The 15807-nt window shown below is 65.5% G+C and carries 8 protein-coding genes; all 8 read left to right on the top strand.

The genetic code is table 11. From position 1 onward, the window contains the following. The first annotated feature begins 244 nt into the window (after positions 1 to 244). The 8 genes from GO986_RS06760 to GO986_RS06725 all read left to right on the top strand — a co-directional run bounded on the left by GO986_RS06760 (position 245) and on the right by GO986_RS06725 (position 15794). A complete protein-coding gene (locus GO986_RS06760) occupies positions 245 to 1006 on the top strand; it encodes a carboxypeptidase regulatory-like domain-containing protein (RefSeq protein ID WP_157458516.1) in 762 nt (253 codons plus the stop codon). Between the two features lie 141 nt (positions 1007 to 1147). Next, on the top strand, positions 1148 to 1909 hold the full coding sequence (locus GO986_RS06755) for a peptidase associated/transthyretin-like domain-containing protein (RefSeq protein WP_157458515.1): 762 nt from the start codon (positions 1148 to 1150) through the stop codon (positions 1907 to 1909). Positions 1910 to 2435: 526 nt separating this feature from the next. Next, a complete protein-coding gene (locus GO986_RS06750) occupies positions 2436 to 3443 on the top strand; it encodes a DUF4352 domain-containing protein (RefSeq protein WP_157458514.1) in 1008 nt (335 codons plus the stop codon). Positions 3444 to 4600: 1157 nt separating this feature from the next. Continuing rightward, positions 4601 to 6835, top strand: coding sequence for a hypothetical protein (locus tag GO986_RS06745; protein ID WP_157458513.1), 2235 nt, complete (start codon positions 4601 to 4603; stop codon positions 6833 to 6835). Positions 6836 to 6842: 7 nt separating this feature from the next. Next, complete coding sequence (locus GO986_RS06740) at positions 6843 to 9164, top strand: hypothetical protein (protein WP_157458512.1); 2322 nt, start codon at positions 6843 to 6845, stop codon at positions 9162 to 9164. Between the two features lie 148 nt (positions 9165 to 9312). Further along, a complete protein-coding gene (locus GO986_RS06735) occupies positions 9313 to 11601 on the top strand; it encodes a hypothetical protein (RefSeq protein ID WP_157458511.1) in 2289 nt (762 codons plus the stop codon). Between the two features lie 65 nt (positions 11602 to 11666). After that, positions 11667 to 14210, top strand: coding sequence for a hypothetical protein (locus GO986_RS06730; protein ID WP_157458510.1), 2544 nt, complete (start codon positions 11667 to 11669; stop codon positions 14208 to 14210). A gap of 33 nt (positions 14211 to 14243) precedes the next feature. Further along, positions 14244 to 15794, top strand: coding sequence for a phospholipase D-like domain-containing protein (locus tag GO986_RS06725; RefSeq protein ID WP_157458509.1), 1551 nt, complete (start codon positions 14244 to 14246; stop codon positions 15792 to 15794). Positions 15795 to 15807 lie beyond the last annotated feature (13 nt).

Below are 15807 nucleotides of genomic sequence, written 5' to 3'. Positions count from 1 at the left end.
TGTCACGCAAGTGAAAGTGAGTGGGCGCGTATAAGGCCCCGCCGTCGCCAGGCGTTTTATCTACAGGAGTAAGAGGGTAAATCTGCCTGAATGTACTGGAGCCAGACAGAGTTGCACACAAGAGCTGCAATAGGGAAAAGACTGGTCGGCCCGCCGCTGCGCGCCACCATTCCCCCATCATTTGCCGCCGCCTAAGGTTCAGCCATCACCAGCGGCCCATGCAGGCCGCCCCAGGAGGAACCTCATGCACACCACCCGACTACTTTTGATGGCGCTGGCCCTCATCACCCTTCCGGCCTGCGGCGGGCCAGGCACCGCCACCCCAGGACCGGCTGAACCTGTCCCCGGCCCCACCCAGCCCGCGCCCCAGGTGCAGCAGCCCTACGTCATGAGCGGTGTGGTGCGCGACGCAGCCGGGCAGCCTCTGGCCGGGGTTGAAGTCTGGGCTGACAACACCGTCTACTTCGACATGAACGTGGTGGGCACGACCGACGCGGGTGGCCGCTACGCCCTGGACCTGCCGCACAACGTGGGCACCTGGCGAGCCGGCGCGAAGATCAGCCGACCCTGGAATGGTCAGACCTTCACTTTCACTGTGTATCCCGACGACCGCTCGGCGTTTCAGGCGACGACAGGCGCCGTACGTGACTTCGTGTGGCGTATCCAGGGAGAGTATGACGGCGGCGTGCTAGGCCACCCGGTCAACGTGTATTTCGGTGGCGGCGAGCTGGACTGGGACAGCCTGGAACTGATCTTCACGCCTCAGGGACCCCTGATTGACGACAGCACAGCGGCCCTCTTCAATCGGACGCTGTGGGGCGGAAAGGTTACCGACGTGCCAGTGGACACGTACAGCGTCTCGGCCACACATGCGCCTGAAGGAACGCGGGCAGCCGTTGACGTGCGGGCCGAGAGGGACAGTCTGAATACACCGCCGCCTCAACAGGCACGTGCCGCGAAAACCCATTACGGCGCCCGGATGAACCTGTCCGTCCGTGGCCAGTGACCCGGCACCTTCGACCGCGTGCTGACCAGCGGCGCGGTCTCCTGTGAAGCCCCACGCTCCCGCACCATCAAGCCATCATCCATCCCTAACTACAGTCCAGGCATCACCAACGGCGCGCCAGGCGCCCACAGGAGGAACCCCATGCGCAGCACCCAACTGATTTTGACCGCCTTTGCCCTGCTCACCCTCTCGGCCTGTGGCGGCAGCGCCACCAGCCAGCCTGCACCCGCGTCGCCCGGTCCTCAGCAACCCGCACCCACGGCACCCGGCGCCGTGTCCGCCTGGACCATGACCGGCACCGTGAAAACAGAAGCCGGCGAGCCGCTGGCAGGCGTGCGGGTCTTTGCTGACCACACCGCGTTTTACAACATGAATGCAGAGGGCGTCACCGACGCGCAGGGCCGCTACACGGTGGCCCTGGCCCACCAGCCCGGCAGCTGGGCTGCCGGCGCCTATATGAACCTCAAGGTAGGCGAGCAGACTTTCGAGGCGCGCCTGAAACCCAACGATGACACGTCCTTTGATGGCTCGAAGGGCGCCGTCCGGGATTTCACCTTCAAGGCCAGCGACGCCCCGGCGGGCAAAGTTAACACGTATATCGCGCATTCCAACGTTGAACTGGATTACGACACCCTGGTCTTCACCTTTACGCCTGACGGGCCGAATGTTATGGGCAGCACGACACCATTTACGCGCCCTTTTGTTGACGGCTACGGGGTGCAGAATGTGCCACTGGGCCGCTACCGGGTCAGTGCGGTACACGTCCTGAATGGAACCCGGCAGCAGCTCCTTCTGAGTTCTGACGACCAGGAAGAATTTGCGACCAGTGTGCTGGCCCTGTTCCACGACAACCATGATCGCTACGGCATCACGATGGAACTGAGCCTCAAGAACCCGGAGTAAACGATCTTTCCCTTTCAGGCCGCCCGAGTTGGGCGGCTTTTGTGTTGCTCTGGCCTTTTGGCACCTGTTGGGCATATGGAGTCTGGTTCGCCCTGTACCGAGTTATAGGTTTGACCCGACGGGAAAGAGAAGGAAAAAGCACGGGTTTCCGGGAATGGGCGGAAGCCGTATCAGACCCCCACGCGGAGGTGTCCCAAGCTCTCCAATGCCGTCCTGGACAGGCAGCTCTGACCTGCGTTGAACGAATTGACAGAACGGGGGCGTGTGCCCCTGCTGGTTGGTGGACTGCACAAACGGTACTTCAGATGGACGAGCCATTGCCTGTGCGGAGGCTAAACACCTGGCGCCGACGCCTGCCCTAGCCCCCGTGAAGAGCTTTCGCAAACCGCCAGATCTGATCTGTTTGCGTCTTTCCCTCACCAGCACGTCTTCTACAGTCTTTCCCCAGACCGATCATTCGCCTATCATCCTCTCTTTTCTACCGTGGGGTCAGTTCAAGGCCGACGTGGCCACCCAGGAGACCCTTATGACCAAGACAACTGCCCTTTGCCTTCTTCCCTTCCTCGCCGCCCTGACGCTGGGCGGAGCCGGGCAGGCCCAGACCACCACCGCGCCGCCCCGGGTCGTCCTGGGCACCACGCAGCAAGACGGCGTGGCGGCAAAGCTGGGCGAAACCTTTACCCTCGGCAAGGCCAGCCCCCTGAATTTCACGCTCCTGAGCGCCGACTACAGCGTGGGGCGCGTGGTCATCGGCAACACCGTGTACTTTCCCAAGGTGGGCGAGAAACTGCTGGTCCTCCACTACACCGTTCACAACCCGCAGTCGCGCGACGTGCGCTACTACTGGCCCGACCTGACCTTTACAGCCGTGGACGCCCAGGACCGCAACTACCCCTTCGCCCAGGCCGTCGCCCGCGAGGGCACCAGCGAGCGGCTGGAACTGAACCTCAAGCCGGCCCAGAAGGTGCAGGTCATGACCGTCATCCGCGTGCCGGCCGCTGGCGTGGTCCCCAAGCTGATGGTGGCGCGGGAGGCCGCCCTGCTGCGCTACGACCTGCGGGGCCAGGTGCGTAAACTCGCTGCCGGCCTGGCCGACCCAGCCGACGCCAGTGGCGCGACCCCGCTGGCGCAATTGCCAGCCACCATGAACGCCTTCCGCTCACTAGAGCGCTTTGACGTGCGGCTGGACGATGTGCAGTTTACGAATGACGTGCTGGGCGGCAAAGCCCCGCCAGCCGGGCAACGCTATCTGAGCGCGACGTTTACCCTGCGGAGCATGGAGCCGCGCGGCAGCCGGTACGCCTGGTCGGACTTTAAGCCAATCCTGAAAGACGCCGATGGCGAGCGGGTCGAATACAACCAGATGCTGCTCAAGGCCAGCCGCGACGAAAAGGCCGTCGGCACACTGGAAGCGGGGGAAGAGGTCCGCGTGCGCTTCTACTTTGCTCTGCCAGCGAACGTGAATGGGCAGAGCCTGAGCTTGACGGACGGCGCTGGTCGGCCCCTGCTCTTTGACATCAGCAGTGCCCGCTGAGGCGCTTCAGACCGTTACCAGACTAATTCTTCGGAGTGAGCCGCTGACAAACGGCTCACTTCGTCTGGCCCTGGAAAGTTGCATAGCGGCGCCCAGACGTTACATCCACCGCTCTCCGTTGAAGGGCGGAACAGGCAGCGTCCGTGGCTGGCCAGCGTTCAGTGTTGACTTCTGGGAGCTATGCCGCTCTCGCCTCCTGAACCCGGAGAGCAGAAAAAGGCACTCTGCCTGGATCTACCCCGCCAACGAGGGCGTACAGGTCCAGGCAGGCTGGGTGGTGGATGGCCTGCTGCGTTGTCCCTGAGCCTGTACGGCGTTAAGCGCGCCGATCTCTCGCAGCCACCAGAGCCCGTGGGCCAACCCAACCAATCGGTAACACCGCCCGACAGCGCAGAGCATGGCAACAGAGTGCCGGTTCGGACATCCGTTCCCAGACTGCCCAACAGCCCACACCAGCGGCAGGGTTCAGGACTCAAGATCAGGTCGTTGAGAGAAACACCCCGCCTTTCCCATGAGTAACCGCAACGCAAAATCTCCGCGTCAGCCACAGCGACCGGCGACGTCGCCTGCGTCATGTCAAGACAGGAAAAATCTGCCAGGCGTGACGCTCAGCGCCGGACCAGTTCGCCGTACAGGTGGTCAATACATTCGTCAATACTGGCGAAATAGCGCCGCTCGCCCAGAGCACCTTCTCTGCAGGAGGCGCGCCATGTGGAGCCTGTCGGTTGGTTCCCAGACTCGTGCCAGATGCGCAGAACGTACACCCGGCCCTGGGGTGCTGGGTCAGTGGTGGAAGGCAGTGTGGGCAAATCCTTGGACATGGCGGCTCCTTGTTCCAGCAAGGTAGAGGCCCCAGGATGATGGGCCGATGACACGGCCAGCCAAGCTGCGCAGACCTGCGGCAGATAGGGCAGGGTGCCCCCTCTGGTTCAAACGCCTCGGCTTGAATCCGGCGCGATCTGGGGCCGATTGACCAAGTCGCCCGGCACAGATCACGGGCTGATCACGGGTGCCGTGGTGCACTGAGCGCGGCGCATTCGGATGAACCAGAGCCGGCCAGGCAGGGTCACAGGGACCAGGCCCGCCGCATCAGCCTGAGTCTCCGGGCGCAGCTGGGCGCCGGTCCAGCGCCTTGATTCCGTTCAGGAGGCGAACTTGTGCTGAGTATTCCTGTGCTGGCCGAGATTGAGGGTGTGACGGTCTTCCGTGACGACGAGAATCCTGCCAATTTCTACTACCTGCCCAGCAAGCCGGTGATCGCGCCCGGCGCGAACGGCAAACCGCAGTTCACGTTCATGCGCTACCAGTTCGCTATCGAGCGGCCCGGGGCCGAACCGGGCGGCGGCTATCTGGTCTTTACCACCGTCATGCGCGAGAGTCCGCAGACACTGGCAAAAATCCGGCAGGCGCTGCAATCGCGCCTGCGCTCGGAGATGCCCACGACCACCGTCCTGCCCGAAGTCACGCTGGCCCCCGTGGACTTTACCGAGGGCGAGGTCCGGCTGATCATCATGCAGAACGACAAATTCATCAAGGCGGTGAACCTGGGCAAGCCGTCGCTGTTTGGGGATAACATCGCTTCGCTGGCGGTGGAACTGACTGCCGACGGTGCCACCCTGTTTTACGAGGCGCTCCGCAAGCAGGGCAGCGTGGCCGCCATCGAATACGACCTGACCTTTCCGGTGCGCCTCCCGGCCATCACCATTCGCGGCCATGTGGATTCCAAAGAGGTCAAGGAAGCGGTGATCGGCTACACCAAAGAGCAGGTGAGTTCCAGCGACACCTGGGGCAACGACGAGTCGCACGAGGTCGCCCACCGGACATCCATTGCCGAAACGATGGAGTCGCAGGGCCTGATTCAGTTAGAAATCCTGAAAGGCACCGCCGAGTTGGGTCAGGACGACATGGAATCGCTGCGGGCCTTCGCTTTTCAGGCGATGGACGCCTTTATCAAGGAGCATTTCCTGAAAGGCGGCACCATCGAAACCGACAAGGACCGCGAAAGTCAGTGGATGTCTTACTTGCAACAGGACATTCAGGCCCGCTTTGACCTGAATGTGTCGTACCGCGACGTGATCAAGCGGCAGTACAACCCGTCCGCACAGATCAACCCCAGTTTCCTGGGCGTGCCAGTGGACGACGTGCTGATCGAGATTGACCTGGGCAACGCGCCGTGGTTCTTCAACACCCTGACGGTGGACGTGGACACCAATTTCGACTTCACCAGGTACGGCGACTTCGTGCACAGCGTGGTGGGGCATTTCAGCTACGACCAGGTGCGGCCGGACGGCACCCGAATCACCAAGCGCGACAGCCTGGCGTTCACGGCGACCGACAATAAACCGAAAAAATTCGAGTCACGCATTGCAGCGGTGGGCAAAGACACCTATCACGTTGAGGTCGATGTGAATTACAAGTCCGGCCCCGTCCTGAAAAGCACGCTGGAGGGGCGCGACACCACCCTGCGCCACTGCACGCTGAGCGTGCCCAATCCCGGCATTATCGAGATCAACCTGTCCACCGCGCCGGGAGCCTTCAACGACAAGCTGACTGGCATTGAGGTCGAGATCGAATATGCCGACTCGCACCAGAATGTGCCGCACGCCGTGGAAACCGTGCTGCTGGACGATAAAACGCCCGCGGCGACATACAAACGTGTGATTTACGCCCCCTGGACCCAGCCCTACCGCTCCCGCGTGACGTATGTACTGAAAGACGACGCCGGGAACATGCAGCGCACGGCGGGCGACTGGCTGGAACATGCGCCGGGCGCACAGAATCTGGCGATTCACACGCCTTTTGAAGACAGCTTCAACCTGAATGTGATTCCACTGGCGGACTGGGAAGAAGTGCGTCAGCTCCTCGTGGACCTGGACTACGAGGACCCCGCCAACGGCTACCGGATGCAGACCACGCTGAGTTTTTCCAGGGATCAGGCGGGCATGCTGCCGTGGCGCTTCATGCTGCGCGACAAGACCCGGCGCGGCTACCGCTTCCGCCAGACCACCCTGTTGCACAACGGCGCCTCTGAAGACAGCGGCTGGGTGACCCAGGAGTCGGACGGTTCCCTGAAAGTGGGCAACGCCCCGCACGGCCTGTGCCGGGTCGAGGTGGACCCCGGCGACCTGGACTGGGGGAGCAGCGTCAAGCGCGCCCTGGTGCGCCTGAGTTATCACGACCCGGCCCTGCCCGCTGCCGATGAGGCCGCCCTGATGTTCCGGGACGCCGCGCCGCAGACCTGGACGGTCACACTGGGTCCCGCTGTGCGCGAGTACAGCTACGACGTGACGTACTTTCTGAAAGACGGCACGCAGCGGCCACTGACCGGCCAGCACGCCCCCCTCGGCGCCACGCAGGAATTCCTGATCCTGCCTGAGCCGCCCAGCGCGTGAGGCCTGGATGCTGTCCCTGGCCCCTCCTTACCACCTGATCGGCGGCTACAGCCTGCTGCCTGATCACGCCGACCCCCGGCAGTGGTATGTGCTGCCCACCGCGCCCAGTCTGGCCCGCACGCCGGACGGTGCCCCGGCCTTCTCGCTCGTGCAATACCTGGGCGGCGGCGCAGGAGCGGCCAAGGTCGCGGGCGGCCTGCTCACCCTGACCACCGAACTGATGGTGCCCGACGAGGCCCTGGCCCTCCTGCGCGCCGAGCTGGGCAAGGCCCTGAACCGCCCACCCGCTGAACTGCACCTCTCCCCGGTGTTCTTCGACTCTGGCACGGTGGAACTGGTGGCGCTGGGCACGGCCTCTGCCCCTGGAGAACCTGCCGTCCCTGCTCCCTTTAACATCCAGATTCTGGGCAGCGGGCGGGCCTCGCTGGGAGGCCGCAATACGGCCACCTTTCAACTGGTGCTGGACGAACTGGCCGCCGAACTGGTGGAAAAGGCGCTGGACGCCCCCGACCTGCCAGTCATCGCCACCTACCGCCTGACCTTCGCGGGGCTGCGGCCCAGTTTCTCGGTCAAGGTGCAGGCCGACTGGACGCGGGTCTACCGCCACCTGGAGCAGAAGCTGAAGGCCAACCTGTATTACGTGACCGCTGACGTGCAGACGCAGATCAGCCGGGCCCTGGAAGACAGCGGCGTGCAGATTGACGTGACCGTGCTCGGAACCGGCGAGGGCGAGGCGGCCGCTGCTGAACGTGCCCGCCAGCAGCTGACCGACTGGGTGCTGGAACGGCTGTTTACCCCGGTGGCGAATCCGGCGGCAGCCACCGCGAATGCTGTAGGCGACGCCGTGAGTGGGCTGGTCTCGGGGTTGGTCCGCACGGTCATTCCCGGAGTCAGTTACAGCCTGAAGGTGATGGACGACCAGCAACTCCGTACGCTGTCCGCTCGCATGAACGAAGCGGTGGCCGAGCGCCGCGAAGTGCTGCCGCAGGGCACGCTGGGCGGCCTGCTGCGAGGCCTGCGTCTGGACGAGCAGGGCAAGGTCCGTCCGGACTGGCCTACTCTGCGCCGTCAGCTGATCACCCAGGTGAATCTCGACGGCTTTCCCCGCCTGGAAGTGCAGGTGAGCAGCGAAGACCGCTTTGCCCGCGACGGACTGGCCGAGGTGCGCGCCGAACTGGCCCGCGTGGACGGGGGCGGCGCCCCGGCTGAACCGCGCAGGACCTTTGCCCTGCGCAGCGCCGCAGAAAAAGAAACCTACCTCGTGAACCTGCTGGGCCAGGACGCTGGGCAATTCTCGCGCCTGTACCAGACCCGTCTGGAGGTGCAGTTTGACCCCACCGGCCCCTTCGGGCCGCACCCGCCCGTGCAGGGGGACTGGCAGCCGGGCCGCGCCGCAGAACTGGTGGCAGAGCCGCGCACGGTATACGGCGTGCAGGAGGTGCAGGTGAGCGCCGCCCCCAGTTTTCCCTTTGCGCAGTTTCCAACCGTGACCGCTGAACTCCGCTTCGGCGGGGAACCAGGAACAGCGCCACAGCTTGGCCGGGTCGAGCTGTCCGCCGCGCAGCCGAGTGGAGGCTGGCGTTTCCGGTATTTCGCGGCAGAGGGGCACCCTCTTTTCCCGCCGCCCTATCAAGTGACCCTGACCTACCACCGCGCCGACGCCGCCGGGGGCCCGATCACCCCTGCGCCGCAGCTCTGGACGGACGACTACGTGAGCGTTCCCGACCCTTTACCATTCAAGCGGCCACTGAACCTGTTTGTCAGTCTGCCCTGGGCCGACGTGCTGACCGCCTTTGTGCAGCTGCGCTACCGTGATGAGCCTGGCGGCATTCAGTTTGATGAGCAGATCCCGCTCAGCGCCGCCACACCCTATCTGCGCCGCGACTACCCGATTGCCGAGGGCGGCCCGCAAACGTTGGGCTACCGCCTGACCCTGCTGACGACTTCCGGTTCGCTGCTGGAAGGCTCGTGGCGAGAGACGCTGGACGACCGCCTCGTGATTGACCGCCGCTTGGTCGAGCGCCGCGCCGTACGGGTGCAGTGCGTGGGCGGCCCACTGGACACCGCCCGTTTGCGCGAGGTGCGGTTGCAGCTTCAGCGCCGTGACCCGCAGGGTGTGGTGAAGGAGAACACCGAACTGAACTTCACGCGCGGGCAGCCTCTGGCCCCGGCTGCCTGGGAAGTCCTGCTGGGCGACCCACCCGTCAAGACCGTCTTTTTCAGCGCCGTCTTCGTGGATGACTCCGGTTTCGTGACCCGCACTCCCTGGACCGCCAGCGACGCCGACCTGCTGGTGGTGCAGCTGAAGACCCGGAGTGTGAGCGGATGAGCCCTGACACGGACTGCCGTTTATTCCGCCCTCCAAGCAGCACCCCACTGCTTCACCAACTCCACGTCCGGAACCCGTTTTTTCCTGCTCGCTCTGCGAGTCCGCGCGGATTGAATCGGTATGACCCGTCCTTTTTTGGAGGTCCGCCGTGCTGAGTTTTGAACTCCCTGCCTTCGAAATTGCCGGTGTCACCGTCTTCCGCGATCACGCGGTGGCCTCGCAGTTTTACTACGCCGCGCCGCACCCGGCACTGGCCCGGTCTGGCGGGCGGGCCATGTTCGACCTGATGGCGTACAGCGTGGACCTCAGGCATTCGGTGCTGGCGGGCACCACCATTCCCGACGAACTGGGCGCAGGCTTCCTGACGATGGGCAGCGAGTGCTTGCTGAGCGCCGCGCAGCTCTCGGCCCTGCGCGGCGAACTGGCGGGCCGGGCTGGCCTGCCGCAGGAGCAGGTGAGTCTGGCGGGGATTCCGTACCACAAGGGCAGCGTGCGCGTCATCGCCCTGGACCAGATGACCACGCCGGCCGACAGCACCACCGACCCGGCGTCAGCCAGTCCTACAAAGGGACGCCCCACTTTTGTAGAACGCCTTCTGGGGAGCGGTCAGCCTGCGCTGCTGGGCGACCTGCGGAGCATCTTTTCCCTGAGCCTGTCGCAGGAAGGCGTGGCGTTCCTGAAAGGGCTCTACGAAGACCGCGCCGCGCCGGTGGGCGTGGTGTACGACCTGAAGTTTTATGGCCTGCGCCCGGCGGTGGAAGCGGTGGTCCACGCCAACCTCTCGCGGGTCTTTGAGCATTTTGGCGGCTCGCTGGGCGTGGGCTACGCCTGGGCGAAAGCCGAGGTGAAGGCCGGCATAGACCACCTCGTCGAAACAGGCGACATCCAGATTGAGCTGACCAGTCAGGCCGTGGGCGACGAGGCACAGAGAAGTAAGGAACTGGCGCTGTCTCTGTTCCGCGACCGGATTGTGCAGGAGATGTTCCGGCCGGTTCCCCAGACTACGCTGCCGCTGCCGACGGGGCTGCCGGGCGGGCTGGGCAGTGCGGGCACGACCACCGGCGTTAACCTGACCCTGGACCTCAAACGGAGTTACGAGGACAAGCAGGTGACCTACAGCTTCCGTGAGCGCGCCCCGGAAGAACGCACCCACGCTCCGCAGAGTTTCCTGAAGGTCCTGCTGAGCCCCGCCGAACTGGCGCAGCACATCCACCAGATCAGTCTGGACGACCCGTTTTTCGAGCTGCTGGACGTGCTGGTGACGGGCCCCACAAGGGAGGAGATGCAGACGCTGGGCCTGCGACAGATTGCGGTGCGGCTGCGCTATGGGGAGCCCGGTGCCCAGCCCCCACCCGACACCGCCGAACTGATCTTCCGGCCCGAGTCCACCGGGGACAAAACCTTCGCCGTCAAGCGCCGGGGCCGCCGCAGCCTGACCTACCACGCCGCCCTGACCTACGAGTTCATGCCGCAGAGCGGGACAGACGGCGACGCCCTACGCTATGACCTGCCCGAACGCGTGGGCACAGGCCGCTCGCTGCTCCTCAATCCCTACGCAGATTTTGGCGTGCTGAACGTGGAGGTCGAAGCCGGGCGACTGCCGCCCGACACACAGGAGGTGGACGTTCACCTGACCTATCCCGCCAGCGCCGACCGCGCCAGTGCCTTCCAGGCGGACCAGCATGTGCGCCTGACCCCTGGCCCCGACGCGGCGCCACGCCGCTGGCAGGTGCGGACCCAGGACACCGGGCTTCAGCCCTACGGCGTGCAGGCCACCTTTGCCTTCACGGACGGCGGCACCTACACCACGCCCCTCCAGGCCCGGCAGGACCCGCTCCTGCGGCTTGATTCGCCTTTTACAGCGCAGCGGCAACTGCTGATTAAACCTGTGCTGGCGTCCGACCAGATCACGCAGATCACCGTGGAACTGGATTACCACGATGAAGCCGGGAACTACCGCCGCACGCGCCTGGTGGAACTGCATCCCCCCTTTGCCAGCGTGACCCAGAGTTGGCCGGTGCTGAGCCCGGACCGCCAGACCGTGCGAACCCGCGTCACCGTGCATGAAAGCGGCCTGCTGACCGAGGGGGACTGGGAAGCGACAGACGAGCCGTCCCTGATCGTGGGGTCCGCCGCGCACCGGGTGGGGCGCGTGGACATTCGCCTGATCGGCCCGGCCCTGGCCGATGTGGGCCTGGACGCCCTGCAAATCAAGGTGCAGCTGCTGCCCGCCGCCGGGCCACCCACCGACGATCCCCAGAGCGTGCTGCTACAAGGCGCGGACACACAGGCCACCGTGAGCCTCAATCTGGCCCCCGGCCAACCTCTGCACTACCGCTTCCAGACCACAGCCTTTAAAAGCGACGGCAGCACCAGGGAAGCGGCCTGGAAAGACATGACGGCCTCGCCGCTGATTCTGTCCACCCGCACGCTGTAACCGCCCCCGCTTCCGTTCGCCCGCTTTGTCCTCTTGCTCTGGCCCGTGCCCGGAGGCGCGACCCCATGCTGAACCTGGAAACAAGAATGGAGGTGCTGGGTGTCACGGTGTTTCAGGACGCCGACCAGCCCAGCCGCTTTTACCATCTGCCTCTTCCCCCGCACATCACCCTGGAGCGCGGCCAGCCGCTGTTCGACCTGTTCAGCTACCGCAAGGGCGGCGAGGCGGGCCACGACGTGGCGGGCGGCTTTCTGAACATGGTGGTGGACGTGGGGCTGGGGGGCCTGAAACCCCGCCTGGAAGGCCGCCTGAAAGAACAGTACGGCGACGACGTGACCCTGGCCCCAGTGCCCTATACGCGGGGTACGGCGCGCGTGATTGGGCTGGGCGAGGACAGCGGCGCCGGAGCCACGGATGGAGGAACGGCGCCCAGCGCCCCCGCCGCGCCGCAGGGCCCACGTTTTGTCGAACATATTCTGGGCGCCGGGCAGCCCTCGCTGGACGGCGACAACCGCGCCATTTTCTCGTTCTCGCTCTCCGAGGACGGCGCGGCCTTCATGATGGGCGTGCTGAGCGGCGCCGTGAATGCCCGCCCGGTGGGAGTGATCTACACCCTGGAATACGTGGGGCTCCTGCCCGCCTATGACCTGGAAATCAGCATTGATTTCAAGTCCTCGTATGAGTATGCGCGCAGCCGCTTCACGCTGAGCACGCTGCTGTTCCGCGCGGATATCGACAACATCGTAGAACACCTGAAGCAGGAGCAGCACATCCGCATCCGCGAGACGGCGCGCACGCTGGCACTGTCGGACCCTGCCGCCATCCGCGAGCGCCAGAACCGCATAGACACGCTGGTCAAGGACCTCGCCACCGGCGCCCTGTTTCAGCCGTCCCTGACCCCCGGCGAACCCAAGGTGCGGGGCGAGACCATCACGGCGGCGGACCCCACGGTGGCCGTGCCCGCCACCACGGGCACTGTGCCAGGAACGGTGGGCGCCGCCCTGCAACATGGCCCCAGCGCAGCGGTGGCGGCAGGGATGGGGGCCATGCTGGCGGGGCGCGAACACACCGAACCTGAAGTGGGGGCCACCGGACCCGCCGGGCCAGGCGGAGCGGCCAGCACTGGAACAGGAGCGACTGGCGGCACCGGTCCAGCTGGAACAACCGGCAGCGCCCCCGAAAGTGCCGGAGACGTGTGGAACCGCCTGGGCCGTCCGCAAGCCGCTTACGTCCTGAAAAACATCCGGCAGGAGGAGCAGCGCACCGTCACCTACAACCTCTCGCAGGTCAGTGCACAGGCCCAGAGCATCGCTCCTCAGAACTTCATTCAATTTCTGAGTTCAGAACACGATCTGCGTGACCACCTGCATGTCGTGGACCTGAACCACCCATTTTTTGCCCGCATCAACCTGAATGTGAACGCGCAAGGCGTGGATTTTGCCGCCGAGGGGGTGGTGCAGCTGACCGTTCAACTGCGCTACGGCAGGCGCCCGGACGGCAGCGCCCCCAAAGACACCGCCGAGGTGATCTTGCGCAGCAGCGCCGACAGCAAGGAGTTCACGTTCTTTGCCGACAGCGCCCAGACCCAGTGGTACGAGTACAAGCTGATTGCGGACTACCGCAGTGGGTTTGGGATTGGCCTGAAAGACGCCCGCGTGGAATCCGGCTGGATTCGCACAGAGGCCCGCAGTCTGGCGGTGCATCCGGGCTGGCTGGGGCGCGTGCTGCCCGTGACCCTGCAATTGGCCCCCAGCCTGCCCGCCGATGTGGCCGAGGTTCACGCCGTGGTGCGCTACACCAATGCGGACCGGCAGATTGACGACAGCGCGCAGATCACGCTCAGTCCCCAGCACCGCTCTGAACTGCTGCATCTCCGCCTGGCGGGGGCTGACGAGCAGTTTCAGGTCACACCGACCGTCTTTTACACCGGTGGCAGCAGCGAGGCGCTGCCCACCCTGCACCTCCCCAACCCCGGCGCAGGCGAGCCCGGCGATGTGGTGGTCGTGGACGCCCCACGCGGCGGACAGCTGAACGGCGACGTGATCATGCTCGACCCTCTGGGCGAACTCCAGAGCGTGGTCGTGGACACCGAGTTCAGCCAGGACGGGCACGTGCTGGACAGCCGCAGCCTGGACCTGAGTACCCCCGGCAAGCGCGAACTGTTCAGCGTGCGCCTGGCGAGGCACGACCAACCCGCCCAGATGCGCTACCGCGAGCGCCGCGTCTTCAAAGACGGCGGCCTGGATACGGGCGACTGGCAGGAACCAGGCACGCCCAATCTGGTGGTCGGCATTCCTGCTCAGGGCGTGCTGACAGTGGCGGTGCGCTACCTGGGCCCGTCTCCCTCTCAGCTGGGCCTGAGCGCCCTCCTGCTGGACCTGGCCTACAGGGACCCTGCTGGTGACCCCAGATTCGACCAGAGTGACGCGCTGCTGGTCACCGATGACCCGCAGACCTTTACGCAGGACTGGAAGGTGCGCCTGCCCAGCCGCCAGGCCCGCACCTATACCTGGAAGCTCACGCTGCTGGCCCAGGACGGCACCGAAACCAGCACCGACGTTCGCACCGACACCCGCGACCAGCTGATCCTGCGCCCGCCGCCGCGCTAACCGCCCCCCTCCCTCAAGCATCAAAGGAGCGCCATGCCCTCTCTGGATTCTTCGTTCACCACGCACTCCGGCTGCACGATCACGCCGCACATCGGCGGGCCACCCTACTTTGCCGCCCTGAAAGCAAAAATCGACGCGCTGACGGGCGCCGCCGGGGACTTTATTTACATCGCCGGGTGGTGGCTTCAGGCGGGCACCAACCTGGGCGGCACCCCACTGGCCGACCTGCTGAAGGCCAAGGCCCGCGCTGGCGTGGACGTCCGCGTGCTGGGCTGGGTCATGGCGCCGTCCATCCTGCAAAACAGCCGGGCGCAGGCCGCGCCGCAGCTGCGCAGCATTCTGGGGCTGAACGGCAACACCATGAGTTTCGTCAATGCCCTGCGCGCCGAACCGAACCTGGCGGACAAGGCCGTGCTGAACATCCTGGCGCACCCGGCGGGCGCCGTCCACATGAAGATGGCGATTGTGGGCAGCAGCGCCAGCGCCACAGCGTTCACGGGCGGCATTGACCTGCTGAATTCCCGGCTGCTCCCCAGCTGGCACGATGTGGAAGCGCAGGTGGACGGCCCCGCCGTGCAGGGCCTCCACGACACCTTCCGGCTGATGTGGAACGAGGTGCGGGGCCGCTCGCCCGTGTCCCTGACGGCGGGCGGCGTGACCTGCACCAGCCACACGGCCCCATCCGGCGGCGGCAGTCTGAGCGGAGCGCCAGCCGGCATGCCCGACCTGCCCGCCCGCACCCTGACCACGGCCACCGGGGGCCAGTCACGCACCCAGAGCCTGCGGACCTTCCCCAAGATGCGCTTTGGCTCGGTGGGCGGTATTGCCAGCCTGGGCGGGGCCAGCATTCCCAGCAACGACCCGCTGAGTTTCGCGCCCGGCGGCCTCTTCGAGATTCGCAGCGCGTGGGAAAAGGGCATTCAGGGCGCGCAGACGTATATCTACATGGAGGACCAGGGCTTTACCTCCGGCGAGGTCTTCGACTGGGTCAATGCCGCTGTAAAGGCCAACGACACCGTGCGGGTGGTGATTCTGACCGGGCTGTTCGACCCCAACGACGACCCCAACAACGACACGGCCAAGTTCTTTCGCGTGGCGGTGAACACCCACCTTCTGGCCGGGCTCAGTGCCGCGCAGTCGGCCCGCGTGGGGGTCTTCAGCCACCTCACCAAGACCATCCACACCAAATCCACCATCGTGGACGACGCCTGGGCCATCATCGGGTCGGCCAACGCCATGCGCCGCAGCCTGTACACCGATCTGGAACATTCGGTGGCGTATATGGACGGCGCCGGGGCCATCGCCCGTTACCGCGAGGCCCTGTGGGGCGTGCATCTCCAGCAGTCCGCGCCCGACGTACAGGCGGGGCTGACCGCCTGGTTCAGCCTGCCGTTCCAGGCGCCAGGGCCGCCTCCGCCGCTGGGCATCGTGCGCCTGCGCCTGCCGCTGCCCGCCACGACCCTCAGCGCCCAGGAACAGATCATCTACGACGAGGTCATGGACGCCGATTCCCGCCAGGAATGGGGCACCCAGCTGCTGCGGCTGTTCATGCAGCAGGCCGGGGCTGGTTCCTTCGCGCCGTAAGAGGGAGGCCGTC

It is taken from the genome of Deinococcus arboris (assembly GCF_009755355.1).
In the GTDB taxonomy this organism is placed as follows: domain Bacteria; phylum Deinococcota; class Deinococci; order Deinococcales; family Deinococcaceae; genus Deinococcus; species Deinococcus betulae.
Note: the sequence above shows the minus strand (reverse complement) of the source record. Positions and strands in the feature narration are given on the sequence as shown.

Bases quoted from the DNA above. Each gene is read 5' to 3' on its own strand.
- GO986_RS06760 (WP_157458516.1), top strand. From the start codon at position 245: ATGCACACCACCCGACTACTTTTGATGGCGCTGGCCCTCATCACCCTT.
- GO986_RS06755 (WP_157458515.1), top strand. From the start codon at position 1,148: ATGCGCAGCACCCAACTGATTTTGACCGCCTTTGCCCTGCTCACCCTC.
- GO986_RS06750 (WP_157458514.1), top strand. From the start codon at position 2,436: ATGACCAAGACAACTGCCCTTTGCCTTCTTCCCTTCCTCGCCGCCCTG.
- GO986_RS06740 (WP_157458512.1), top strand. From the start codon at position 6,843: ATGCTGTCCCTGGCCCCTCCTTACCACCTGATCGGCGGCTACAGCCTG.
- GO986_RS06730 (WP_157458510.1), top strand. From the start codon at position 11,667: ATGCTGAACCTGGAAACAAGAATGGAGGTGCTGGGTGTCACGGTGTTT.
- GO986_RS06725 (WP_157458509.1), top strand. From the start codon at position 14,244: ATGCCCTCTCTGGATTCTTCGTTCACCACGCACTCCGGCTGCACGATC.